Below are 22,947 nucleotides of genomic sequence, written 5' to 3' on the forward strand. Positions count from 1 at the left end.
CTCCGGGGGGTGGGGGGGGGGACTGAAAAAACAGGGACAGCTTCGCCCTTCCCGTGCCGGGCGGGGTCGTGGTGTCCTCCCTCCCCCCCCTCTTCCTTGCTGCTGTGGCGCCCCGCCCCCGGTCAGGCGGCGCGCAGCGTCATGAACACGGCCCGCAGCCGGGTGTCGTCCGGGCCCTGCCAGCCGGTCGCGACATGGCCGAGGGCGTCCCGCGGCGGCAGCGGCGGGTTCTCGGTGACGGGCGTGAGCACCCGGTGGACGTGCAGGACCGCGCCCCCGGGCACGGCGAGGCGGGTGCCGTCGTGGTCGTCGGCCGGCTCGGGCGTGAAGCCGGCCGGGTCCAGCGGGGCACCGCCGTAGGAGCGGGTCACCTCGTGATCGGGGGTGTCGGTGACGCTCTGGGCCATCGCCTGCGCCCTGCCCTCGATCAGCGCCAGCAACTCGGCGGCCGACACCGGGTCGTGGCAGCCGTCGTAGACCCAGCGGCTGCCCAGCACCCCGTGCTCCATCGTGCCGACGAGGGCGTGCTCGGCACCCTCCAGCGGCGCACCGCGGTACGTGAGCGGCGCCAGGTAGGCAGTGCGCTCCGGGGCCGACGTGTCGGTGACCACCATGAACTCGATGCCGACTTCGCCCTCCGGGTCGTCCAGCCGGAACCCGCCGGACTTCTCCAGCACGGGCGCGTCCGGACCGCCGCGGTACCAGGGGCGGGTGGGCAGCCAGTCGGTGAGCAGTTCGAGCTTGGTGGGCCTGAGGGTGGTCTGATGGATGACGGCCATGCCGGCGGATGCCTCCCCGTGCTGCGGATGCGGACCCTGCCCAGCCTTCCACACCGCCCGCTCCGCCCCGCCCCGCCCCGCCCCGGTGTGCCGACGGCCGGACGCCGGGACCGGCCGGCAGGGGCGGTCCCGGCGTCGGCCAGGGGGTGTGCGTCTGGATCGGCCCGGTCCGCGGCACCCGGCACGGCACCTCGCCGCGTCAGGGGCGTCAGCTCCTGTGGGTGGCCTCGAAGGCGAGGAACGCGGCCTCCTGACGCCATTCCAGGCGGGCCTTCGCGCTCTGCGTGAGCAGGTGGCGGCAGGCCGCGCCGCGGACGGGGAGGCCGGGGTGCTCGGAGCGGCAGGACGCGACCCGCTGGTAGCCCTTGGCGGTGGGGTTGCCCTGCCACAGGCTGGCGCCGGGCAGGAAGCCGTACTCCAGGGAGGCGCGGGCCAGGTCCTTCAGCTCGGGGTAGCGCAGGCCGTAGGTGGCGGCCGCGTACTGGTACTCGTGGCTGATGTCGATCCTGGAGACCCCGGGGTCGTCCGTGGCGAGGACGACCGGGACGCCGTAGCGGCGGTAGGTGTCGAAGGGGTGGTCGGCGCCCTTGACGCCGAGGATCTGGGCGTTGCTGGAGAAGGGCACCTCCACGGCCACCTCGCGGTCCGCCATGGTGCGGGCGGTGCGCCGCCAGTGGTCCTCGTGGACGAGGTCCACCCCGTGCCCGACCCGCTCGGTCCGGGCGACCTCGACGGCCTTCCTGATGTGGAACTTCAGGTCCTTGGGCTTGACCAGCCCGGGCCACAGTTCACCGGCGTGCAGCGTGACATGGGCCTTCGGGTACTTCGTGCGCAGGTAACCGATCATGCGCATCTGCAGGCTGTAGTCGCGCAGGGAGCTGTCCCCGTCCTCGGGCTGGACGAGGTTGACGGCGACGAACCGCGGGTCGGCCTCGGCCAGCCGCATCCCGAGAGCCAGCTGGGTGAAGACCCGCTCCGGCGAACTGCTCCGGGACGCCTGGGAGATCCAGCGGACGGTGAGCCCGCAGGCGGCCCTGGCCCGCGGGGTGCCGCAGTGCTCGGTGGCGCGGAACTCGGCGTCGCCGTCGTCGGCCTCCTCGCGTGCCTCGGCGACCAGCCGGTCCAGCTTGCCGTCCGCGACCAGCCTGCGGTGCAGGGCGGCGAGGTCGTCGTCCCAGCCCACCTGCGCGGCGAGCTTCTTCGCGCCGTCGGAGGCGGGGGTGACCATCGTCTCCAGGTAGAACTGGTTGTCGCGTACGACGGTGTCGGCGACCTCGGCGAGCAGCCTGCCCCGGTGCCGCCAGGTGACCTCGCCGAACTTCCCGAAGGTGTCGAAGAAGTGGTCGTGGCCGTTCTCGCCGGGCGGGAAGTCCTCCATGGACCAGGCGCGGACCAGCGCGGCACGGAACGCGCGGTCGGTGCGCGCGTCGGCGGCGGGCCGGGTGCCCGGGCCGCAGGGCGGGGCGACCGCGGTCAGCGTGGCGGTGTCGACGCACAGCCCGTCCTCGGCGGCCAGCTCGATCAGATACTCAGTGGAGACCGCCCCGGAGAGGTGGTTGTGCAGGTCTCCGCCTTTGGGGAGCTGCCGGAAGAACGCGCGCAGGGCCTGGGGCCGGTCGTGCAGGGAGCGGAGGCGGGCGTCCGTGCGCGCCTCCCCCTCCGTGACCGGCCGGGGCGGCGGCGCGGCGGACCGGTGCTCCCGCTGCGCCGGCTGGGCGGCGGCGGGCAGGGCGGACAGCAGGGACGGGACACCGAGAACACTGAGGGCGCCGAGCGCGGTCGGAACGACCCGGCGGCGCACGGCACTTCGACGTGGAAGACTCACATGGGAATGATCACGGAAGGACCACGGCAGCAGGCCCCGATCCGCCCGATCCCGGCCGGAGAGCACCCGACCGGGTGATGCCCCTCGACCGGACGACGCCCCGCCCACCGCCACGGGCCCCGGCCCACCACCTCACGCCCCGGCCCACCACCGCGCGCTCCGGCCGCCGCCTCATACCCCTGTCTGCCACCACCGACCCGGCCCACCACCCCGTGCCCCGGCCCCCGCCTCACCCCCCGGTCCGCCACCCCCACCGACCCCGGCTCGCCATCGCGCACCCCTCCCACCACCACGCACCCCGCCCCACCACCGTGGACCCCCGCCCTCACCACGTCCCCGAGACGGCACGCATGCGCGGCAACTCCGCGGGTATTCGGGCCTGCGTCTTCGTGCATCGGCGACCACCAGGGAGGCGGCAACATGCTCATGGCACACCCCGCGGTACTGCAGGACCTCATCGCCCAGTACGAGGCTCTCGTACTGCTCGGGGCGGAGGACAGCACGCCCCAGGCCCGGCAGCGGCTCGCCGACGTGTCGTACACGCTGTGCGTGGCCACCGGAACGCGGGATGTCGACATGGCGCTGATCGCCGCCCGCCACCGCCTCTCCGGGGCCCGCCCGGAGGACGACTCGCTGCTCCAGGCGTCCGGCGCCTGAACCGGCCCGGCCGGCAGGCCGGTTGCCCCTCCGCTCCCCCTGAACTCGTCGTGTCCCGCTTCTGGTCGGCGCGGCCTACCGGACGGTATACAGGCCCGGTCTGCCGCGCGAGGGCCGCGCGGGACGAGGGGGAGGATGCATGGCGCACGACACGCGTCCGGCGGGCGGAGCGAGGGGCCGGCGGCGGGCCGCCGTGCTCGGGGCGGCACTGGGCGGCTGCGCCCTCGTGGCCGCCGGCACGGCACCGGCCACGGCACACCCGGGCGGCGCCGGCCGCACGACCGCCTATGTGGCGCTCGGCGACTCCTACACCTCCGGCCCCGGCATCCCGGCACAGGTGGACGCCGCCTGCGGGCGCTCGGACCACAACTACCCCTCGCTCGTGGCCGCCCGGCGGCAGGTGCCCGCGTTCACAGACGTGAGCTGCGGCGGGGCCACGACCGCCGAGATGTGGCGGGCGCAGGGTACCCACCCGCCCCAACTCGACGCCCTGGACCGGCACACCGACCTGGTGACGCTGCAGATCGGCGGCAACGACATCGGTTTTGGGACCATCATCGGCACCTGCGCCCGGCTCGCCGCCCAGGACCCGGCGGGCAACCCCTGCGAGCGCTCGTACCGGGCCTCGGGCCACGACGAGTTGACCCTGACGATCGCGCGGACCGCGCCGAAGGTCGACCGGGTGCTGCGGGCGGTGCACGCCCGGGCGCCGCACGCGCGGGTGGTCGTGGTCGGCTACCCGGACCTGCTGCCCGACGACGGCAGCGGCTGCGCCCCACAGGTCCCGTTCGCGCGGGGGGACTTCGCGTATCTGCGGGACACCGAGAAGCGGCTGAACCTGATGCTGCGGCTGGTGGCCGCCGTGAACCGGGCCGAGTACGTGGACACCTACGGCCCCACGGTCGGCCACGACATGTGCAAGGCGCCCGCCGACCGCTGGATCGAGCCGCTCCAGCCCGCCTCGCCCGCTGCCCCCGCCCATCCCAACGCCCAGGGGGAAGAGGTCATGGCCCGGGCCGTGCTGGCCCGGCTGGACCACGGAGGCGGACGGGACTGATCCGTCGGGGGCGGCCCCGTGCCGGAGGCCGCCCCGCGCGGTGCGCTCAGCCGCCGAGCGCCCCCAGCACCACCGCCTGGGCCTCCTCCTGCACCCGGGCGAGGTGGTCCGCGCCGAGGAAGGACTCGGCGTACACCTTGTACACGTCCTCGGTGCCCGAGGGCCGGGCGGCGAACCAGGCGTTCTCCGTGGTGACCTTGATGCCGCCGATCGCGGCGCCGTTGCCGGGCGCCTCGGTCAGGACGGCCGTGACCGCCTCCCCGGCCAGCGTGTCCGCGGTGACCTGGGCCGGTGACAGCTTGCCGAGCAGCGCCTTCTGTTCGCGGGTCGCGGGGGCGTCGATGCGGGCGTAGGCGGGGGCGCCGAAGCGGGCGGTCAGCTCGGCGTAGTGCTCCGACGGGGTCCTGTCGGTGACGGCGGTGATCTCGGAGGCGAGCAGGGCGAGGAGGATGCCGTCCTTGTCGGTGGTCCACACCGAGCCGTCGCGGCGCAGGAAGGAGGCGCCGGCCGACTCCTCGCCGCCGAACCCGAGGTCGCCGCCGGCCAGTCCGTCCACGAACCACTTGAAACCGACCGGCACCTCGACCAGCCGGCGGCCGAGGTCGCCGGCGACCCGGTCGATCATGGTGGAGGAGACGAGGGTCTTGCCGACGCCGGCGTCGGCCGGCCACTGGTCGCGGTGGCGGTAGAGGTAGGAGATGGCGACGGCGAGGTAGTGGTTGGGGTTCATCAGGCCCGCGTCCGGGGTGACGATGCCGTGCCGGTCGGCGTCGGCGTCGTTGCCGGTGGCGATGCGGAAGCGGTCGCGCTGCTCGATGAGGGAGGCCATCGCGTACGGCGAGGAGCAGTCCATGCGGATCTGGCCGTCCCAGTCCAGGGTCATGAACCGCCAGGTGGGGTCGGTGTGCGGGTTGACCACGGTCAGGTCGATGCCGTGCTGTTCGGCGATCCGTCCCCAGTAGGCGACGGAGGCGCCGCCGAGCGGGTCGGCGCCGATCCGCACGCCGGACGCGCGGACGGCGTCCAGGTCCAGCACGGCGGGCAGGTCGCCGACGTACGTGCCGAGGAAGTCGTACCGCCGGGTGGTGTCCGCGGCGAGCGCGCGGGCGAACGGCAGCCGGCGGACGTCCTTCAGGCCGCCGGCGATGATCTGGTTGGCGCGGTCCTGGATCCAGGAGGTGGCGTCGGAGGCCGCCGGGCCGCCGCTCGGCGGGTTGTACTTGAAGCCGCCGTCGGCGGGCGGGTTGTGCGAGGGGGTGACGACCACGCCGTCGGCGAGGCCTGCGGTGCGGCCGCGGTTGTGGGTCAGGATCGCGTGGGAGACGGCGGGGGTGGGGGTGTAGCCGTCCGCGCTGTCGATGAGCACGGTCACCTCGTTGGCGGCGAACACCTCCAGCGCGGTGGCCCTCGCGGGCTCGGACAGGGCGTGGGTGTCCGCGCCGAGGAAGAGCGGGCCGTCGGTGCCCTGGGCGGCGCGGTACTCGCAGATGGCCTGGCTGGTGGCGGCGATGTGGTCCTCGTTGAAGGCGCTCGCGAGGGACGAACCGCGGTGCCCGGACGTGCCGAACGCCACCCGCTGTCCAGGGTCGGCGGGGTCGGGGTGCAGCGTGTAGTACGCCGTGACCAGCCGCGCCACGTCGACAAGGTCCTGGGGCCCGGCCGGCCGGCCGGCGCGCTCGTGCGCCATGAGTCCGTTCCTCCGCATCGGTGGGTGGTTTCGCTCCCCATCCATCTTTCCCCGTCAGGGGCGCACCGTGCGAGTGCGCCCCCACGCAGGTCAGCCGATGTGGTAGCTGTCCCCGTACACCTTCCAGTCGAGTGGTGTGTCCAGGTCGAGGTTGCCCTTGCGCAGGAAGACCCGCTGCGCGGTGTCGACGCGGCTGGTGTCGCTGTGCGCCTCCTCCTGCCTCATGGCCCAGACCCGGGCGTCCAGGAAGGCGTCGAGGTACGTCGTCTCGTTGCCGCCCTGGGCCGGCGGCTTGGCGACGCGCAGGGCGCGCGCCCGGATGTTGCGGAAGCCGGTGGGGTCGTCGCCGTCGCCGTGCATGACGAGGGCGTCGTAGTAGGCGAACTGGCCCAGGGCGCGCAGTCCGTCGGTCTTGCCCCGGGTGACGGCGGGGTTGAAGTAGACGCGGTCGCGTTCGTCGTTCTGGGCCCGCTGGAAGGCGGTGTCCTGGGCCGCCCTGCGCCAGTCCCCGGGGTAGCGCGGATCGAGGCCGTCGTGCGAGTCGGTGCCGTCGACCCTGCGCAGGGCGGGCAGGTACGGGGCGAGGACGTTGCCGGGCCGGCGGTCGGTGTAGAGCTGGACGAGGTCGAGCATGTCGCCGGTGCCGGAGCAGAAGCCGATGATGCCGGCGGTGTAGCCCCGGCCGTCGCCTATGTCCTCGATGTACTTGTACTGGGCCTTCCAGTCGAGCGAGGAGTTCTCCGCGCTCGACACCAGCTTCATGGCGATCTCTTTCTTCGCCGGGTCGTCCAGGCCGGGCGCGGCGGCCGAGGCCGTGCGGTCCCGGGCGACACCGACCAGGACGGCGGACGCGACGGCGCCCAGCCCGGCGACGGCGGTCCGGCGGGTGAGACGGCTTCTGTTCGGCACGGGCGCTCCAAGGTGAGGTGGGGGGTGGGGAGTTGCCCACTGGTAGGAAAGTTTCCTGTCGAATGCGCGAGCCGGTAACCGGTCGGCACGAAGTTCGTACGATCGAACAACCCCGACGCTTCCCCGACCGGTCCCCACTCCCCGACGTCCCCCCGAAGCCCCTCGGAGCCCCTCGGAGCCGGCGACTCAGTCCCGCCGTGCCCCCTCCTGCTGCCGCGCGACAGCGTACAGCTCCTGCGAGGTGGTGATGAGCTCGCGCTGCTCCTCATGCGAACCGACCATCGGCTGCGAGCCCTTGAGCGGGACCTGGGCACTCTCGGGCAGGAAGCGCACCGTGACCAGGCCGATGACACCGGCCAGCATCAGGTAGTAGGCGGGCATGAGGTCGTCGCCGGTGAGGCCGACCAGCGCGGCGGTGACCAGCGGGGTGGTGCCCCCGAACGCGGCGACGGCGAAGTTGAACCCGATGCCCATGGCCGCGTAGCGGACGGCGGTCGGGAACAGGGCGGGCAGGGTCGCCGCACTGGGCGCGGCGAAGCAGGCCAGCAGCGTGGCCAGGAGCAGCACCCCGAGGATCGGCGGCCAGGTGCCGTCCGCCTTGATCAGCAGGAAGGCGGGCACGGCGAGCACGATCATCGCGGCGGCGGCGACGGCGTAGAGCGGTCGCCGGCCCACCCGGTCGCTGAGCCGGCCGAGGAAGGTGATCAGGACGACGATCCACACCATGCCGACGAGCACCAGCAGGTCGGCCGAGCCGCTGGAGCGGTGCAGGGTCTCGGTCTGGTAGGTCGGCAGATAGCCGGTGACCATGTAGTTGGTGACGTTGTAGAGCAGCACCAGGCCCGTGCAGAGGAGCAGGGGCCGCCAGTGGTTCCTGACGATGTCCTTGAGCTCGCTGCCCGCCGACTCCTGCGCCAGCGCCTTCTCGTGGTCGTCCAGCTGCTGCTGGAAGGCCGGGGACTCCTCCAGCTTCATCCGCATGTACAGGCCGATCACGCCGAGCGGTCCGGCGATCAGGAACGGCACGCGCCAGCCCCAGGACAGCATCTGGTCGTCCGTCAGGGCCAGGTTCAGCGCGGTGACCAGGGCCGAGCCGAGGGCGTAGCCGACGAAGGTGCCGAAGTCGAGCCAGCTGGAGAGGAAGCCGCGCCGGCGGTCCGGGGAGTACTCGGCGACGAAGGTGGTGGCGCCGCCGTACTCGCCGCCGGTGGAGAAGCCCTGGACCATGCGGGCCAGCAGGAGCAGCACGGGCGCGGCGATGCCGATGGTGGAGTAGCCGGGGATGACGCCGATGGCGAAGGTGCCCAGCGCCATCATGATCATGGTGGTGGCGAGCACCTTCTGCCGGCCGATCCGGTCGCCGAGCGGCCCGAAGACCAGTCCGCCCAGGGGCCGTACGACGAAGGCTGCGGCGAAGGTCGCGAACGAGGAGATGACCTGCGCGGCCGGGGAGGCACCCGGGAAGAACACCTTGCCGATGGTGGCGGCGAGGTAGCTGTAGACGCCGAAGTCGAACCACTCCATGCAGTTGCCGAGCGCGGAGGCGCCGACGGCGCGCCGCAGCAGCGGCGGTTCGACGACCTGGACGTCGTCGGCGCGGAAGGCCCGTCGGTTGCGGCGCAGTCTGCGGGTCAGCTCCTCCCGGACCTGGTGCGGCAGCCGGGCCACGGCTGCCGGAACCCGCTGCCTGCCGCGGGTCTGCTCTCCACTACCGGATGTCGCACCACTCACGGGCGCCTCCTTACTCTCGCTCCGCTGATCACCGCCTGCCCCTGTGACCGATTAAGAAACGGAACCGCTCAATCCCATCCGGGACGGCGGTTGGACTTGCGTCCCTCCAGGAAGCAGGGTGGACGGGCCCGTGCGCACACGCAGGGGCGTTCCTACCGCACCACCCGGAGAAGACCCGATGACGTACGTCGCGGACCCCGCTCGCTACGACGGCTCCATGCGCTACCGGCGCACCGGCCGTTCCGGACTGGACCTCCCGCTCCTGTCCCTGGGCTACTGGCACAACTTCGGCGACGACCGCCCGTTCGAGGTGCAGCGCGAGATCGCGCTGCGCGCCTTCGACCTCGGGATCACCCACCACGACCTGGCCAACAACTACGGCCCGCCCTACGGCGCGGCGGAGCTGAACTTCGGACGGCTGCTGAAGCGGGACCTCGCTCCGTACCGGGACGAGCTGGTGATCTCCACCAAGGCCGGCTGGGACATGTGGCCCGGCCCCTACGGGCAGGGCGGCGGCTCCCGCAAGTACCTGCTGGCCTCGCTCGACCAGTCGCTGAGCCGGATGGGCGTGGACTACGTCGACATCTTCTACTCCCACCGGCTGGACGCGAGCACGCCGCTGGAGGAGACCATGGGCGCGCTCGACACCGCGGTCCGCCAGGGCAAGGCGCTGTACGTCGGCATCTCCTCCTACGACGCCGAGCGCACCCGGCAGGCCGCAGCCATCCTGCGCGACCTCGGCACCCCGCTGCTGATCCACCAGCCGTCGTACAGCATGCTCAACCGCTGGATCGAGACGGACGGCCTGCTGGACGCGGCCCGGGAGGAGGGCTTCGGGGTCATCGGCTTCACGGCGCTGGCCCAGGGCCTGCTCACCGGCCGTTACCTGGACGGTGTCCCGCAGGACTCGCGGGCGGCGCGGGGGACGTCCCTGGACGCCTCCTGGCTGACCGACGACCTGCGGGACCGGCTGCGCGCCCTGAACGACATCGCGGCCCGGCGCGGGCAGACCCTCGCCCAGCTGGCGTTGGCCTGGGCGCTCCGGGACGAGCGGGTGACCTCGCTGGTCATCGGCGCCTCCCGCGTCGAGCAGCTGGAGCAGAACGTCGCCGCGCTGGAGAACCTCGACTTCGGCGAGGAGGAGCTGGCCGAGATCGACCGCTACGCGACCGAGGGCGGCGTCGACCTGTGGCGCGACGCCCGACTCGGGAATCTCTAGGAGGCTGTGACCCAGGTCACAGACATAAGGAAAAAGTAGGACATAATGGGAGTCATTCGGACACCGTTGTCATCCCTTTCCTCGTGACCCTCCAGCACCTCAAGGAGCCGTTCACCGCATGGCGCACGGAGCCCACGGCAGCCCCCTGCTACCTCCCCACCCCGACCTGGCCCTCGCCCGCGACTGCGAGCAGTGCCTCGGCTGGGGAACGGTCGTGACCCGCGACGGGAACCACGAGCTGTGCCACTTGTGCCAGCCCGATCCCGCCGCCGACGAGGACACCGCGGCCTCCGGCTCATAGCGCTCCCGCCCCCCTGTCCGCCCGGGCGCCCACCCGGGGCACTCTCCCTCCGGCGATCACCACCGGGGTAGGGTTCGGTTAAAGGTTTCACCAAGAAACGTTCAAGCCGGACAGGGGGGCAGCCATGAGCGCCGCACGCACCAGCAGGACGCCGTTGCCGGGAATCGGCGTCCGGTACGACCTCACGACACGCGAACACCGCCCTCTGTCGGTGGTGGCCCACCGGGACGGCTCCCGCACCCTGAGCGCCTACCGGCGCGACGATCCGGACGCCTGCGCGCTCTCGGTCCACCTCACGGGGTCCGAGGCGGAGGCGCTGGTGGACGCCCTGAAGCCGACCCACCACAGCCCCACCCTGCTGTCCACGACGGAGCTGGGTCTGGTGGCCGAGCGAATCGAGCTGTCCGGCGCCTCGCACTGGAACGGACGGCTGCTCGGCGAGACCCGGATGCGCACCGAGACCGGCGTGTCGATCGTGGCGGTCCTGCGCCGCGCCGAGGCGATACCGTCCCCCGGCCCCGGTTTCCGGCTGGCAGGCGGGGACACGCTGATCGTCATCGGCACCCGCGAGGGCGTCGAGGCCGCCGCCGCGATCCTCGGGCGGGAGTGAACCGGATGCACTCCTCCGCGGTCTTTCTCATCGAGTTCGGCGCGATCATCCTGTGCCTCGGACTGCTGGGCCGGCTCGCCGCCCGGCTGAGCTTCTCCCCCATACCGCTCTACCTGCTGGCCGGGCTGGCCTTCGGCGAGGGCGGTCTGCTGCCGCTCGGCACCAGCGAGGAGTTCGTGGCGATCGGCGCCGAGATCGGTGTCGTCCTGCTGCTGCTCATGCTGGGCCTCGAATACACGGCCGGCGATCTGGTCTCCAACCTGAAGACGCAGTACCGGGCCGGGATCGTGGACGCCACCCTCAACGCCCTGCCCGGAGCGGCCATGGCCCTGCTGCTGGGCTGGGGCCCGATCGCCGCCGTCGTCCTGGCCGGCATCACCTGGATCTCCTCCTCCGGCGTCATCGCCAAGGTCCTCGGCGACCTGGGCCGGATCGGCAACCGGGAGACACCGGTGATCCTCAGCATCCTGGTGCTGGAGGACCTGTCCATGGCGGTCTACCTGCCCGTCGTCACGGCCCTGCTGGCCGGGACCGGCCTCGCCGCGGGCAGCGCCACGCTCGCCGTCGCGCTGGGGGTGGCGGGCCTGGTCCTGCTGGTGGCGGTGCGCTGGGGCCGGCACATCTCCCGGTTCGTCTCCACCGACGACCCCGAGAAGCTGCTGCTGGTCGTGCTCGGCCTGACCCTGGTGGTGGCCGGGGTCGCCCAGCAGCTCCAGGTCTCGGCGGCGGTCGGCGCGTTCCTGGTGGGCATCGCCCTGTCCGGGGAGGTCGCCGAGGGCGCCCACCACCTCCTGGCACCCCTGCGGGACCTGTTCGCCGCGGTGTTCTTCGTCTTCTTCGGCCTGCACACCGACCCGGCCAGCATCCCCCCGGTGCTGCTGCCCGCGCTCGCCCTGGCCGTCGTCACCGCCCTCACGAAGATCGCCACCGGTTACTGGGCGGCCCGCGGCGCGGGCATCTCGTCCCGCGGCCGGTGGCGGGCCGGCGGCACCCTCGTCGCCCGCGGCGAGTTCTCGATCGTCATCGCGGGGCTCGCCGTCACCTCCGGCATCGACTCCGACCTCGGCCCGCTGGCCACCGCGTACGTGCTCCTGCTGGTCGTCATCGGCCCGCTGACCGCCCGGTACACCGAGCCGCTCGCCCTCCGTCTGACCGGCCGCCGGCAACCGCCCACCGCACCGGAGGCCGCCCCACGGGACCAGGAGGACGCGGCGGTCACCCGCTCCTGACGGCCGCCGGGCCGGGCCGTCGTACCGTGGAGGAATGCCAGCACCCCTGCCCGGACCGCTGGCGGCGCTGGAGCCGCTGCTCGGCCACTACGGCTACTGGGCCGTGGGGGCCGTGGTGTTCGTGGAGGACTTCGGCGTCCCGGCGCCCGGTGAGACGATCCTGCTGGCCGCCGGCGTCTACGCGGGCGCGGGGCGGCTGAACGTGGTGGCCGTGGCGGCCATCGCGTTCGTCGCGGCCGTCGCCGGGGACAACATCGGCTATCTGATCGGCCGGGCCGGCGGGCGGGCCTTCGTGCACCGCTGGGGGCGGTACGTCTTCCTGACGCCGAAGCGGTTCGAGGCCGCCGAGGCGTTCTTCACCCGGCACGGCGGAAAGATCGTCACGGTGGCCCGGTTCGTCGAGGGGCTGCGCCAGGCCAACGGCATCATCGCGGGCACGACCGGCATGCGCTGGCGCCGCTTCCTGGCCTTCAACGCCCTCGGCGCGGCCCTGTGGGTCGGCCTGTGGACCACCCTGGCCTACCTGGCGGGCGACCACGTCACCGCGATCTACGACGAGATCAGGCACTACCAGCTGTACGTCCTCCTCGCCGCCGCCGTCGTCGTGGCAGGCCTCGTCGTACGGCACGTGGTCCGCCGGCGCCGCGAGCGCTGACTTCCCGGCATCCGGTGCTCGCCTGGGTGTTACCTGTGGGTAATTCCGGATGGTTTGATGTGCGGCGCCACTCAGCCCCTTCCTCGACAGGGAGATCCAGTGACGCCCTTCGCTCCGCGCCGCGCCCTCGCCGCGGCCGTCCTCGCCCTCGCCCTGCCCGCCGCCGCGCTCGCCGCTCCGGCACCGGCCGCCGCCGCCGGACCGGCACCGGCGCTGCGCGTCCTGACGTACAACGTCTTCCTCATGAGCAGGAACCTGTACCCCAACTGGGGGCAGGACCACCGGGCCGCGGAGATACCGAAGGCGTCCTTCTTCCAGGGCAACGACGTGGTGGTGCTGCAGGAGGCGTTCGACAACACCGCGTCGGACGCCCTCAAGCGCGCGGCGGCGGACCGGTACCCCTACCAGACCCCGGTGGTGGGGCGCGGCCGGGACGGCTGGGACGCGACCGGCGGGGCCTACTCCGCCACCACGCCCGAGGACGGCGGGGTCACCGTCCTGAGCAAGTGGCCCGTCCTGCGCAGGGAGCAGTACGTCTACCGGGACGCCTGCGGCTCCGACTGGTGGTCGAACAAGGGGTTCGCGTATGTGGTGCTGGACGTCGACGGCACGAAGGTGCACGTCGTCGGCACCCACACGCAGTCCACGGACCCGGGGTGCGGCGCGGGCGAGGCGGCACTGACCCGAGCACGCCAGTTCCGGGCGATCGACACCTTCCTTGACGCCAAGAACATCCCCGCGGACGAGGAGGTGCTGGTCGCCGGTGATCTGAACGTCGACTTCCGCGGCTCCGAGTACGCGAGCATGCTCGCCGACGCGGATTTGACCGGGGCCGACGCGCGCACCGGGCACCCGTACTCCTTCGACACCCGGGAGAACTCCATCGCCCACGACCGCTACCCGGACGATCCGCGCGAGGACCTGGACCACGTCCTCGCCCGCGCCGGCAACGCCCGGCCCGCCGGGTGGACCAACGAGGTCGTCAAGGAGCAGTCGGCGCCCTGGACGGTGACGAGCTGGGGGACCCCGTACACGTACACGAACCTCTCGGACCACTACCCGCTGCGGGCCTTCGCGCGGTAGGCGGGCCCGATTCGTGGTTTGGACCCCGGCGGAGCGGCAATCCGGATGTCGACCGTAGACCACCTCGATGTGGGGATGTGACACACGATGGCCGGCAACCAGAAGGCGAAGGCCAAGGCGGAGCAGGCCAAGGGCAAGGCCAAGGAGGCCGCGGCCCGCGCCGTGGGTAACGAGAGCAAAGAGGCCGAGGGCCGCGTGGAAGGGGCCCGCGGGGACGCCCGGCAGGCCAAGGAGAAGGTCAAGGACGTCTTCAAGCACTGAACGCGCACCGATCCGGCCGTGACACGGGTCCGGAGCTCCGCTTTCCGCGGATCTCCGGACCCGTTCCCTGTGTCTCCCGCCGCGTCCGTCCGGGGCTTTCGTCCGCGGTTCGTGCCCGGAGTTCCCCGGGCATCCGGAGGAATCCTCACGGACCGCCCCTTGACCCGCTCGGCATGGGGTAACCGAGCAGGGACGGCAGCGACCCCCTGTGCACAGGAAGGGCCCCCGACCCCAAAGGACAAGGGCGACGAGGTATGGACATCCCGCTCAGGACCCACGCGACGACGCAGGAGCGCCCTACGGCTCTGCGCTACAGCCGCACCTGGGACACCGGCGTCTCCAGCATCGGCGAGGCCAGAGACGCCGTCGCCGCCCTGCTGGCCCGGGCCCGGCCGGAGCCGGGGCGGCGGCCGATACAGGACGCACAGCTCGTCGTCAGCGAACTGATCACCAACGCCGCCAAGCACGCGCCCGGCCCGTGCGCGCTCGGCCTGGAGCTGCTCCCCGACGCCGACGCGCTGCGCATCACCGTCACGGACACCTCCCCTGAGCCGCCACGGCGGCGCCCGCCTGATCCCCGGCGGATCGGCGGCCACGGCCTGCACCTCGTGGCGATGCTCGCCCGCAAGCTGGAGGTGACCTGGCTGTCCCACGGCAAGCGGGTCACGGCGACCGTGCCGCTCGACCCCGCGGTGGCCGGCTGAACCGCCCTCCGGAGCGGGTCGGCCCGGTGCCGGTCAGCCGAGTCACGCAGCAGTCTGCCGGAGACCGTCCGCGGCGAGGCCGGGCCGGCACCACCGACCGGGCTCGTACCGACTTCGCTCGCCTGGCCCAGCGGAGGCGACGCGCCGGTGCCGGGGCGGCGAGGACACGGCGGGGCACGACGAGGTTCGCCACTCCCGGCCGTCGGTTCCGGCCCCCGCCCCGTCGTAAAGCCGTTCGGCAGCCGCAGCGCACCCGTCCCGGGCGGGGCGGCAGAGCAGCCGAGGCCGCCGGCAGGCCCGGCGTACACACAGGACATCAGCACGGCGCCTCCTCGTCCCACGTGCGCGCACGAAGCCCGGGAGCACGGGGACACCGCTCAGGGCACCGACCACCGGGTCCACCGGCCGCCCCGGCGCCCCGGACACCCGGTCCGCATCCGAGTGCCGCAGCCGGGCGGCGACCGCCTCGGACACGTCACCACGAAGGCCGGCCCCGGGCATGGCCCCCCCTCGTCCGGGTGGCCGGGCGCCGACGCCCGAAAAGGACGACCACCGCGCATTCCGGCCCGGCCGGCTCGGCCGCGCGGGGCCAGGGCACCCGTGCCAGGCTCCGGACAGAGCACCCTGAGTGAGGGGCCCGGCACGGGGCGGGAGGGCGAGCACGAGGTGGCGGGGTCCGAGGAGCGGCGACCGTCCCGGCGGCAGGGGCGCGTCGAACGCCGCGTGGCCGCGCCGGCGACTTCCCGGGGCGTCCGCGAGCCCCCCGGTGGAGCTCCTGACCCGGATCCTGCCCGGCATGGCTGTTCGGGGCGCCCCTTTTCACGTACCACCTCACCGGACGGGCCCGCCTGGGGCTGCAGGCGGGCGACCGGAGGCGGATCCTGGACGGTGGGCTGTCCCGCGAGGAGGTCTGCCGCGTTCTCGCGCGGGACGCGCCCCGGAGGCACCGGCTGCGCAACGCCCGCAGCCGCCGGTACTCAGGAAGCGCCGGGTCGCGGTCGTACGGAGGTCGTACGGGCCGCGCCGGGCGGGGGAACCGGACGGGGACGAGTGACGAGCGAGGAGGCACCGCATGAGCGACGGCGCCGAGGGCCAAGGGCACCTCCTGTACGGGCCGCAGCCGGACGTGGCGGGGGCGGCCGGATATCCGGACGCCCCGCCGCGGATGGGCTTCTTCACCGACACCTCCGTGTGCATCGGCTGCAAGGCCTGCGAGGTCGCGTGCAAGGAGTGGAACGCCGTCCCGGAGGACGGACTCCTGCTGACCGGCATGTCCTACGACAACACCCAGGGCCTCGGCGCCGACACCTGGCGGCATGTGGCCTTCATCGAGCAGCGCAAGCCGCTCGCCGGGCAGGAACCGGGGGTCGCGCACGACGGCGTCGACGTCTTCGCCGCCGCGTCCCGGCTGGGCACCGACGCCGCGTCCCCGGGGCCGGGGGCCACCGCTCCCCCGCCGGACCGGGCTCCCGAGGGCGCGCCCGCCGGGGAGATCTCGCCCCTCGCCCCCGACGGGCGCACGGAGTTGCGCTGGCTGATGGCGTCCGACGTGTGCAAGCACTGCACGCACGCCGCCTGCCTGGACGTGTGCCCGACGGGTTCGCTGTTCCGCACCGAGTTCGGCACCGTCGTCGTCCAGGAGGACATCTGCAACGGCTGCGGCTACTGCGTGCCCGCCTGCCCGTACGGCGTGATCGACCAGCGCGAGGACGACGGCCGGGTGTGGAAGTGCACGCTGTGCTACGACCGGCTCGGCGTCGGCATGGAACCGGCGTGCGCGAAGGCCTGTCCTACGGACTCGATCCAGTTCGGTCCGCTGGAGGAGCTGCGGGAGCGCGCGCAGACCCGGGTGGCACAGCTGCACGCGGCCGGCGTGAGCGACGCGCGCCTGTACGGCGAGAGCCCGGACGACGGGGTCGGCGGTGACGGCGCGTTCTTCCTGCTGCTGGACGAACCGGAGGTGTACGGCCTGCCGCCGGACCCGGTGGTCACCACCCGGGACCTGCCCGACATGTGGCGGCACGCGGCACTGGCCGCCGTCTCGCTGGTCGCGCTCGCCGCCGGCGGTTTCGTGCGGAGGCCGCGATGAGCGAGTCCGAGGTGACAGGCGACGGTGTGCGGCACGCGCGGCCCGACCGGGAGGCGCCGACGGGGGTGCACGCGGGGCGCCGCCGGCGCCGGCGCGGGCGGGGCGAGCAACCGGTGGTGCCGGACGCCGCGTTCTCCTCGTACTACGGCAAGCCCGTCCTGACCAAGCCGACCTGGAAGCCGCTGGACATCGCCGGGTACCTCTACCTGGGCGGTCTGGCGGGCGCCTCCTCGCTGCTGGCGGCGGGGGCCGGGGCGACCGGGCTGCCCGACCTGGGCAGGGTGGCCAAGGTGGGCGCGGCCGGCGCCATCACGCTGTCGCTGGCGGCGCTGGTGCACGACCTGGGGCGCCCGGCCCGGTTCATGAACATGCTGCGGGTGTTCAAGCCGACCTCGCCGATGAGCGTCGGCTCCTGGATCCTGAGCGGGTACGCGCCGCTGACGCTGGCGGCCGCGGCGACCGACGTGGCGGGCCGGTACCGGCTGGTCGGCTCGGCCGCCACGGCGGGCGCCGCCGTCCTCGGCCCGGCCGTGGCGACGTACACCGCGGTGCTGCTGTCGGACACGGCGGTGCCGTCCTGGCACGAGGGCTACCGGCAGCTCCCGTTCGTGTTCGCGGGTTCCGCCGCCACGTCGGCCGCCGGCCTCGCCCTCCTCGCGGTGCCCGCCGCCCAGTCCGGGCCGGCACGGCGGATGGCGACGCTGGGAGCCGTGCTGGAGCTGGCCTCCTTCCAGCTGATGAAGCGGCGGATGGGGCTCGCGGCGGAGCCTTTCGAGCAGGGTGTCCCGCACCGGCTGCTACGCGCGGCGGAGGTCCTGACGGCGGGCGGGGCCGCCCTGGCCCTGCTCTCGGCCCGGATCAGGGACCGGTGGCCGGCCGCGGCGGCGGGAGCGGCCCTCCTCACCGGTTCGGCGGCGCTGCGCTTCGGCGTCTTCCACGCCGGGGTGGCCTCCGCCGAGGATCCCCGGTACACGGTCGTCCCGCAGCGGGAGAGGCTCCGGGCGAAGGCCGCTGACGAGGCGCCGGGCGCGTGACCCGGCCATCGCCGTCCCGAGCCGGGGCAGGTCGGTGAGCGACTCGTCGCCGTCGGACGCGCCCGCGGGGACGTCCGTCACCGGGCGACGGGATCGGCGCCTGCCGGGTGGGCGGCCTGGTCGGCCAGGGCCTCGCGTTCCTCCGGCCAGCAGGCCCACGCCCGTGGCGGGCCCCGCCGAGGTGCGGCTGCTTCTCCCGCGGCGTCGTCCCGTGCACCACGAGTGCCGCCGCCGGCGTCAGCAGCGGTACGGCACGACGAGCAGCCGGAGGCCGTGGACCCGGCGGAGTCCGGCCGGCGGCAGGCCGGTCGCTCCCCGGCCGGGCACCCGGTAGCGGACGCGTCGGCCGGGTGCCCGCGCGCGAGGACGCCAGGACGGCCCGTTCCAGGACGAGGACGGCGCCGCCGCGCGGCCGGTACGTCATCGAGTTCTCGCGGTGGCACCACGAGGAGCAGGCCGTTCGGATCGCGCCGGCCGGCGACGGGTACGGCGGACGGGTGCCGCGTCGCACGGTGGACCGGCAACCCTCTCTGCTGCGGAGCCCCCGGACGGTGTCCCCACCCTCGCCGGATCCGTTTGGCCGGGCCCGGCGGGGGTACCTCGACGCGACCGCGACCGCGACCGCGGCCGGAGATGCCGCGATCAGCGGGACGCGGGACAATCGGGGCAGCGACCGGGAGGAGGAGACGTGGGCGTACGCACCTGGATCGACTCCTGGCCTGTCTACCGTCAGCTCACCGGCACGGATCCGCTCGGGCGCGGCGCCGCCGCCAAGAGCGGGCACAGCGAACGGCTCACGCCCCGGGTCGCCTCGGCCGACCGGGTGGTGAAGTCCGTCTGCCCGTACTGCGCCGTGGGCTGCGGCCAGAACGTGTACGTGCAGGACGAGAAGGTCACCCAGATCGAGGGCGACCCCGACTCCCCGATCTCACGCGGCCGGCTGTGCCCCAAGGGCGCGGCGAGCCTCCAGCTGACCACCGGGGACGCCCGCGAGCACCAGGTCCTCCACCGGCGCCCGCACGGTACCGAGTGGGAGCGGCTCGACCTGGACACGGCGATGGACATGATCGCCGACCGGGTGATCGCGGCCCGCCGGGCCGGCTGGCAGTGGGAGGTCGACGAGACCCGCACCCGCCGCACCCTGGGCATCGCGAGCCTGGGCGGAGCCACGCTCGACAACGAGGAGAACTACCTCCTCAAGAAGCTGTTCACCGCGCTCGGCGCCATCCAGATCGAGAACCAGGCGCGCGTTTGACACTCCTCCACGGTTCCCGGTCTGGGAACCTCGTTCGGCCGCGGCGGCGCGACCACCTTCCAGCAGGACCTGCAGAACGCGGACTGCATCGTCATCCAGGGCTCGAACATGGCCGAGTGCCATCCGGTCGGGTTCCAGTGGGTGATGGAGGCCAAGGCCCGTGGCGCGAAGGTGATCCACGTCGACCCCCGGTTCACCCGCACCAGCGCGCTCGCCGACCTGCACGTGCCGCTGCGCGCGGGCACGGACATCGCCTTCCTCGGCGGGATCGTCAACCACGTGCTCCGGCACGAGAAGTACTTCCGCGAGTACATCGTGGCGTACAGCAACGCTCCGGTGATCCTGCGGGAGGACTTCCACGACACCGAGGACCTGGCCGGCGTCTTCTCCGGCCTGGACGCCGGCAGCCGCAGCTACGACAACGCCAGCTGGCAGTACGAGCGTACCGAGGTGCAGGCCGCCTCCGGCGAGCGCGACCAGGAGTACGACGACCGCAGCGGCGGCGACGACCCCTCGGTGACCGAGGCGGCGCGCGGCGAGACGCACGGCTCCGGCGGCCCGGTGATCGGCGAGGGCGAGCCGGAGCGCGACGAGACGCTCACCCACCCGCGCTGTGTGTTCCAGGTGCTCAAGCGGCACTACGCCCGCTACACACCCGAACTGGTCGAGCAGGTCTGCGGGGTGCCGCAGGACGTCTTCCGCCAGGTGTGCGAGCTGGTCACGGAGAACTCCGGACGCGACCGGACGACGGCCTTCGCCTACGCCGTCGGCTGGACGCAGCACACGGTCGGGGTGCAGAACATCCGGGCCGCCTCCGTCCTGCAGACCCTGCTCGGCAACATCGGCCGGCCCGGCGGCGGCATCCTCGCGCTGCGCGGGCACGCCTCCATCCAGGGCTCCACGGACATCCCGACCCTGTTCAACCTGCTGCCCGGCTACATCCCGATGCCGCACGCCCACCAGAACCAGGACCTGGAGGCCTTCGTCACGGCCGAGGCCGCGCACAAGGGCTACTGGGGCAACATGCGCGCGTACGTGGTGAGCCTGCTCAAGGCGTACTGGGGTGAGGCGGCGAGCGCCGAGAACGACTTCTGCTTCGACTACCTGCCCCGGCTGACCGGCTCCCACTCGACGTACGAGACGACGATGGCCCAGCTGGACGGTGTCTGCAAGGGCTACTTCCTCATCGGCGAGAACCCGGCCGTGGGCAACGCCAACTCCAAGCTGATGCGGCTCGGCATGGCCAACCTCGACTGGCTGGTGGTCCGCGACTTCTCCCTGATCGAGTCCGCGACCTGGTGGAAGGACGGCCCGGAGATCGAGACCGGGGAGCTGCGCACGGAGGACATCGGCACCGAGGTGTTCTTCCTGCCGGCCGCCGCGCACACCGAGAAGGACGGCAGCTTCACCAACACCCAGCGGCTGCTCCAGTGGCACCACCAGGCGGTCGAACCGCCCGGCGAGGCGCGCAGCGACCTGTGGTTCGCCTACCACCTGGGCCGGATCGTCCGGGAGAGGCTCGCCGGGTCGGCCGACGAGATGGACCGGCCGGTGCTCGACCTGGTCTGGGACTACCCGGTGAAGGGCCGGCACGCCGAGCCGGACGCGGAGGCGGTCCTCGCCGAGATCAACGGCCGGGACGCCGAGGGCGGTCCGCTCTCCTCGTACGAGCAGCTGAAGCCCGACGGTTCGACGGCCTGCGGCTGCTGGATCTACTGCGGGGTGTACGCCGACGGCGTCAACCAGGCGGCCCGCCGCAGACCCGGCCGGGAGCAGGACTGGGTGGCGGCCGAGTGGGCGTGGGCCTGGCCCGCCAACCGGCGCATCCTGTACAACCGGGCCTCGGCCGACCCCGAGGGCAGGCCGTGGAGCGAGCGCAAGGCGCTGGTGTGGTGGGACCCGGACAAGGGCGAGCAGGGCGAGTGGACCGGGCACGACGTCCCCGACTTCAAGAAGGACAAGGCGCCGGACCACCAGCCGCCCGAGGACGCGACCGGACCGGAGGCCCTGTCCGGCACCGACCCGTTCATCATGCAGGCGGACGGCAAGGCCTGGCTGTACGTGCCGTCCGGACTCACCGACGGCCCGCTGCCGACGCACTACGAACCACAGGACTCCCCCTTCCCGAACCTGCTCCACGACCAGCAGCGCAATCCGGTACGGCAGTTGCTGCCGCCGCACCCGGACAACCGCTACCAGCCGAGCGGCGACGAGCCCGGCTCCCGGGTGTTCCCCTACGTGGCCACCACCTACCGGCTCACCGAGCACCACACGGCGGGCGGCATGTCCCGCTGGCAGCCGTACCTGGCGGAACTCCAGCCGGAGTTCTTCTGCGAGGTCTCCCCCGAGCTGGCCGCCGAGCGGGGCCTGGCACACACCGGGTGGGCGACGATCGTCAGCGCCCGGGGAGTGATCGAGGCGCGGGTGCTGGTCACCGACCGGATGACCCCGCTGACCGTGCACGGCCGCCGGCTGCACCAGGTGGGGCTGCCGTACCACTGGGGTCCGAACGGCTACAGCACCGGGGACGCGGCCAACGAGCTGCTGCACCTGTCCCTGGACCCGAACACGCACATCCAGGAGACGAAGGCGTTCGCCGTCGACATCCGCCCGGGCCGGCGCCCCCGGGGCCCGGCGGCCCTGGCGCTGGTGCGGGCGTACCGGATCCGCGCCGGCATCGACGAGCACACGGGCACCGAGCCGTGACGGCCCCTACCTGAGCACGACGGAGTGGGTTCCGCGCGGCACCAGCTCGCCCACCACCGGCGCCCCGGGCACCTCCCCGGCCACGAGCAGCCCGCCGGAGGTCTGGGCGTCGGCGAGCAGCAGCCGGGTGTCCTCGTCGGTGGTCCCGAAGTCGGTGTGCGGGGTGACCCACTCCAGATTGCGCCGGGTGCCGCCGCTGACGTAACCGTCCCGTACGGCCTCCCGGGCGCCCTCCAGGTACGGGACTGCGGCGGTGTCGACCACGGCGGTCACCCCGGAGGCACGGGCCAGCTTGTGCAGATGGCCGAGGAGACCGAAGCCGGTGACGTCGGTGGCGCATTCGGCGCCGGCGGCCAGCGCGGCCTCGCAGGCCTCCCGGTTGAGGGCCGCCATCGTGGCGACGGCGTGCGCGAACCACTCGCCGGTGGCCTTGTGCCGGTTGTTCAGCACGCCGGTCCCCAGCGGTTTGGTGAGGGACAGGGGCAGCCCGGGGCGGCCGGCGTCGTTGCGCAGCAGCCGGGCGGGATCGGCGATGCCGGTGACGGCCATGCCGTACTTCGGCTCGGGGTCGTCCACGCTGTGCCCGCCGCCGACATGGCAGCCCGCCTCGGTGGCGGTGTCCAGCCCGCCGCGCAGCACCTCGCGGGCGAGGTCGAACGGCAGCCGGTCGCGCGGCCAGCCGAGCAGGTTGACGGCGAGCACGGGCCGGCCGCCCATGGCGTACACGTCCGACAGGGCGTTGGCGGCGGCGATCCGGCCCCAGTCGTAGGGGTCGTCCACGACCGGGGTGAAGAAGTCGGCCGTGCACACCACGGCGGTTCCCCGGTGCGTGACCACGGCCGCGTCGTCGCCGGTGGCGAGGCCGACGAGGAGCGGGGTGTCACCGCCGGCGAGCGGCGGCGCGGTCAGTCCGGCGACCACCTCCTCCAGCTCGCCGGGCGGGATCTTGCAGGCGCAGCCGCCGCCGTGGGCGAACTGCGTGAGCCGAACGGGTGTCCGACGGTGCGGTGTCGTGGTCATACCGGTGGTCTCCTGGGGCAGTAGCCTGACGAGCGGTGGAGGCGTGTGGGTGCCTGGTGGCCCTCCCGGTCTTCAAAACCGAGGTGCCCGAGGATCTCGGGCAGGCAGGTTCGATTCCTGTCCGCCTCCGTCCACC

General features: G+C 73.3%; 19 protein-coding genes and 1 tRNA gene. 14 read left to right on the forward strand and 6 right to left on the reverse strand.

Going from position 1 to position 22,947, the window contains the following annotated elements; genetic code table 11:
- Positions 1-122: 122 nt before the first annotated feature.
- On the reverse strand, positions 123-779 hold the full coding sequence (locus tag ACZ7N4_RS06430; RefSeq protein WP_471354434.1) for a maltokinase N-terminal cap-like domain-containing protein: 657 nt from the start codon (positions 777-779) through the stop codon (positions 123-125).
- A 208-nt stretch (positions 780-987) separates the two neighbouring features.
- Positions 988-2,604: an adenosine deaminase family protein gene (locus tag ACZ7N4_RS06435; RefSeq protein ID WP_471354436.1), complete on the reverse strand. Its 1,617-nt coding sequence runs from the start codon at positions 2,602-2,604 to the stop codon at positions 988-990.
- Between the two features lie 420 nt (positions 2,605-3,024).
- Here ACZ7N4_RS06435 and ACZ7N4_RS06440 point away from each other — a divergent pair, with 420 nt between their 5' ends.
- Both ACZ7N4_RS06440 and ACZ7N4_RS06445 read left to right on the forward strand, forming a co-directional pair.
- Positions 3,025-3,261 (forward strand): DUF5133 domain-containing protein, encoded by a 237-nt coding sequence (locus tag ACZ7N4_RS06440; RefSeq protein WP_356162066.1) that lies wholly within the window; start codon positions 3,025-3,027, stop codon positions 3,259-3,261.
- 139 nt (positions 3,262-3,400) lie between these two features.
- Entirely contained in the window at positions 3,401-4,318 is a 918-nt protein-coding gene (locus tag ACZ7N4_RS06445) for an SGNH/GDSL hydrolase family protein (protein ID WP_471354439.1), read from the forward strand.
- 46 nt (positions 4,319-4,364) lie between these two features.
- Here ACZ7N4_RS06445 and pgm read toward each other — a convergent pair whose 3' ends face one another.
- From pgm to ACZ7N4_RS06460, 3 genes are all read right to left on the reverse strand, one after another.
- On the reverse strand, positions 4,365-6,005 hold the full coding sequence (gene pgm / locus ACZ7N4_RS06450; RefSeq protein ID WP_471354441.1) for a phosphoglucomutase (alpha-D-glucose-1,6-bisphosphate-dependent): 1,641 nt from the start codon (positions 6,003-6,005) through the stop codon (positions 4,365-4,367).
- A 90-nt stretch (positions 6,006-6,095) separates the two neighbouring features.
- Complete coding sequence (locus ACZ7N4_RS06455) at positions 6,096-6,914, reverse strand: chitosanase (RefSeq protein ID WP_471354443.1); 819 nt, start codon at positions 6,912-6,914, stop codon at positions 6,096-6,098.
- A 186-nt stretch (positions 6,915-7,100) separates the two neighbouring features.
- Complete coding sequence (locus ACZ7N4_RS06460) at positions 7,101-8,645, reverse strand: MFS transporter (RefSeq protein WP_471354445.1); 1,545 nt, start codon at positions 8,643-8,645, stop codon at positions 7,101-7,103.
- Positions 8,646-8,823: 178 nt separating this feature from the next.
- Between ACZ7N4_RS06460 and mgrA the strand changes: the two genes are divergently transcribed.
- From mgrA to fdh, 11 genes are all read left to right on the forward strand, one after another.
- Entirely contained in the window at positions 8,824-9,864 is a 1,041-nt protein-coding gene (gene mgrA / locus ACZ7N4_RS06465) for an L-glyceraldehyde 3-phosphate reductase (protein WP_471354447.1), read from the forward strand.
- A 118-nt stretch (positions 9,865-9,982) separates the two neighbouring features.
- Positions 9,983-10,165 (forward strand): hypothetical protein, encoded by a 183-nt coding sequence (locus ACZ7N4_RS06470; protein ID WP_471354449.1) that lies wholly within the window; start codon positions 9,983-9,985, stop codon positions 10,163-10,165.
- A 124-nt stretch (positions 10,166-10,289) separates the two neighbouring features.
- Positions 10,290-10,775 carry a cation:proton antiporter regulatory subunit gene (locus tag ACZ7N4_RS06475; protein ID WP_471354451.1) on the forward strand — a complete coding sequence of 162 codons (486 nt, stop codon included), beginning with the start codon at positions 10,290-10,292 and terminating at the stop codon, positions 10,773-10,775.
- Between the two features lie 5 nt (positions 10,776-10,780).
- A complete protein-coding gene (locus tag ACZ7N4_RS06480) occupies positions 10,781-12,004 on the forward strand; it encodes a cation:proton antiporter (protein ID WP_471354453.1) in 1,224 nt (407 codons plus the stop codon).
- A gap of 34 nt (positions 12,005-12,038) precedes the next feature.
- Positions 12,039-12,659 carry a DedA family protein gene (locus ACZ7N4_RS06485; RefSeq protein ID WP_471354455.1) on the forward strand — a complete coding sequence of 207 codons (621 nt, stop codon included), beginning with the start codon at positions 12,039-12,041 and terminating at the stop codon, positions 12,657-12,659.
- Between the two features lie 57 nt (positions 12,660-12,716).
- The gene (gene sph, locus ACZ7N4_RS06490; RefSeq protein ID WP_471354457.1) at positions 12,717-13,742 is read left to right on the forward strand and encodes a sphingomyelin phosphodiesterase; all 1,026 of its coding nucleotides are present in this window, start codon (positions 12,717-12,719) and stop codon (positions 13,740-13,742) included.
- Positions 13,743-13,829: 87 nt separating this feature from the next.
- Positions 13,830-14,003 carry a CsbD family protein gene (locus ACZ7N4_RS06495; protein WP_471354459.1) on the forward strand — a complete coding sequence of 58 codons (174 nt, stop codon included), beginning with the start codon at positions 13,830-13,832 and terminating at the stop codon, positions 14,001-14,003.
- A 254-nt stretch (positions 14,004-14,257) separates the two neighbouring features.
- Positions 14,258-14,707, forward strand: a complete 450-nt coding sequence (locus tag ACZ7N4_RS06500) for an ATP-binding protein (protein WP_471354461.1) — start codon at positions 14,258-14,260, stop codon at positions 14,705-14,707.
- Positions 14,708-15,779: 1,072 nt separating this feature from the next.
- Positions 15,780-16,796 carry a 4Fe-4S dicluster domain-containing protein gene (locus ACZ7N4_RS06505; RefSeq protein ID WP_471354463.1) on the forward strand — a complete coding sequence of 339 codons (1,017 nt, stop codon included), beginning with the start codon at positions 15,780-15,782 and terminating at the stop codon, positions 16,794-16,796.
- Entirely contained in the window at positions 16,793-17,830 is a 1,038-nt protein-coding gene (nrfD, locus tag ACZ7N4_RS06510) for an NrfD/PsrC family molybdoenzyme membrane anchor subunit (RefSeq protein WP_471354465.1), read from the forward strand. Before ACZ7N4_RS06505 ends, nrfD begins: the two co-directional genes overlap by 4 nt.
- A 688-nt stretch (positions 17,831-18,518) precedes the next feature.
- Positions 18,519-21,791 carry a formate dehydrogenase gene (gene fdh / locus ACZ7N4_RS06515; protein ID WP_471354467.1) on the forward strand — a complete coding sequence of 1,091 codons (3,273 nt, stop codon included), beginning with the start codon at positions 18,519-18,521 and terminating at the stop codon, positions 21,789-21,791.
- A gap of 6 nt (positions 21,792-21,797) precedes the next feature.
- Here fdh and selD read toward each other — a convergent pair whose 3' ends face one another.
- Positions 21,798-22,811, reverse strand: coding sequence for a selenide, water dikinase SelD (gene selD / locus ACZ7N4_RS06520; RefSeq protein WP_471354469.1), 1,014 nt, complete (start codon positions 22,809-22,811; stop codon positions 21,798-21,800).
- Between the two features lie 37 nt (positions 22,812-22,848).
- On the opposite strand from selD, the gene ACZ7N4_RS06525 reads away from it, so the two are divergent.
- Positions 22,849-22,945, forward strand: a tRNA-Sec gene (locus ACZ7N4_RS06525).
- Positions 22,946-22,947: the final 2 nt, after the last annotated feature.

The organism is Streptomyces sp. NPDC107654, assembly GCF_055639035.1.

Bases quoted from the DNA above. Each gene is read 5' to 3' on its own strand.
- ACZ7N4_RS06430 (WP_471354434.1), bottom strand. From the start codon at position 779: ATGGCCGTCATCCATCAGACCACCCTCAGGCCCACCAAGCTCGAACTG.
- ACZ7N4_RS06440 (WP_356162066.1), top strand. From the start codon at position 3,025: ATGCTCATGGCACACCCCGCGGTACTGCAGGACCTCATCGCCCAGTAC.
- ACZ7N4_RS06445 (WP_471354439.1), top strand. From the start codon at position 3,401: ATGGCGCACGACACGCGTCCGGCGGGCGGAGCGAGGGGCCGGCGGCGG.
- pgm (WP_471354441.1), bottom strand. From the start codon at position 6,005: ATGGCGCACGAGCGCGCCGGCCGGCCGGCCGGGCCCCAGGACCTTGTC.
- mgrA (WP_471354447.1), top strand. From the start codon at position 8,824: ATGACGTACGTCGCGGACCCCGCTCGCTACGACGGCTCCATGCGCTAC.
- ACZ7N4_RS06470 (WP_471354449.1), top strand. From the start codon at position 9,983: ATGGCGCACGGAGCCCACGGCAGCCCCCTGCTACCTCCCCACCCCGAC.
- ACZ7N4_RS06475 (WP_471354451.1), top strand. From the start codon at position 10,290: ATGAGCGCCGCACGCACCAGCAGGACGCCGTTGCCGGGAATCGGCGTC.
- ACZ7N4_RS06480 (WP_471354453.1), top strand. From the start codon at position 10,781: ATGCACTCCTCCGCGGTCTTTCTCATCGAGTTCGGCGCGATCATCCTG.
- ACZ7N4_RS06485 (WP_471354455.1), top strand. From the start codon at position 12,039: ATGCCAGCACCCCTGCCCGGACCGCTGGCGGCGCTGGAGCCGCTGCTC.
- sph (WP_471354457.1), top strand. From the start codon at position 12,717: ATGTGCGGCGCCACTCAGCCCCTTCCTCGACAGGGAGATCCAGTGACG.
- ACZ7N4_RS06495 (WP_471354459.1), top strand. From the start codon at position 13,830: ATGGCCGGCAACCAGAAGGCGAAGGCCAAGGCGGAGCAGGCCAAGGGC.
- ACZ7N4_RS06500 (WP_471354461.1), top strand. From the start codon at position 14,258: ATGGACATCCCGCTCAGGACCCACGCGACGACGCAGGAGCGCCCTACG.
- ACZ7N4_RS06505 (WP_471354463.1), top strand. From the start codon at position 15,780: ATGAGCGACGGCGCCGAGGGCCAAGGGCACCTCCTGTACGGGCCGCAG.
- nrfD (WP_471354465.1), top strand. From the start codon at position 16,793: ATGAGCGAGTCCGAGGTGACAGGCGACGGTGTGCGGCACGCGCGGCCC.
- selD (WP_471354469.1), bottom strand. From the start codon at position 22,811: ATGACCACGACACCGCACCGTCGGACACCCGTTCGGCTCACGCAGTTC.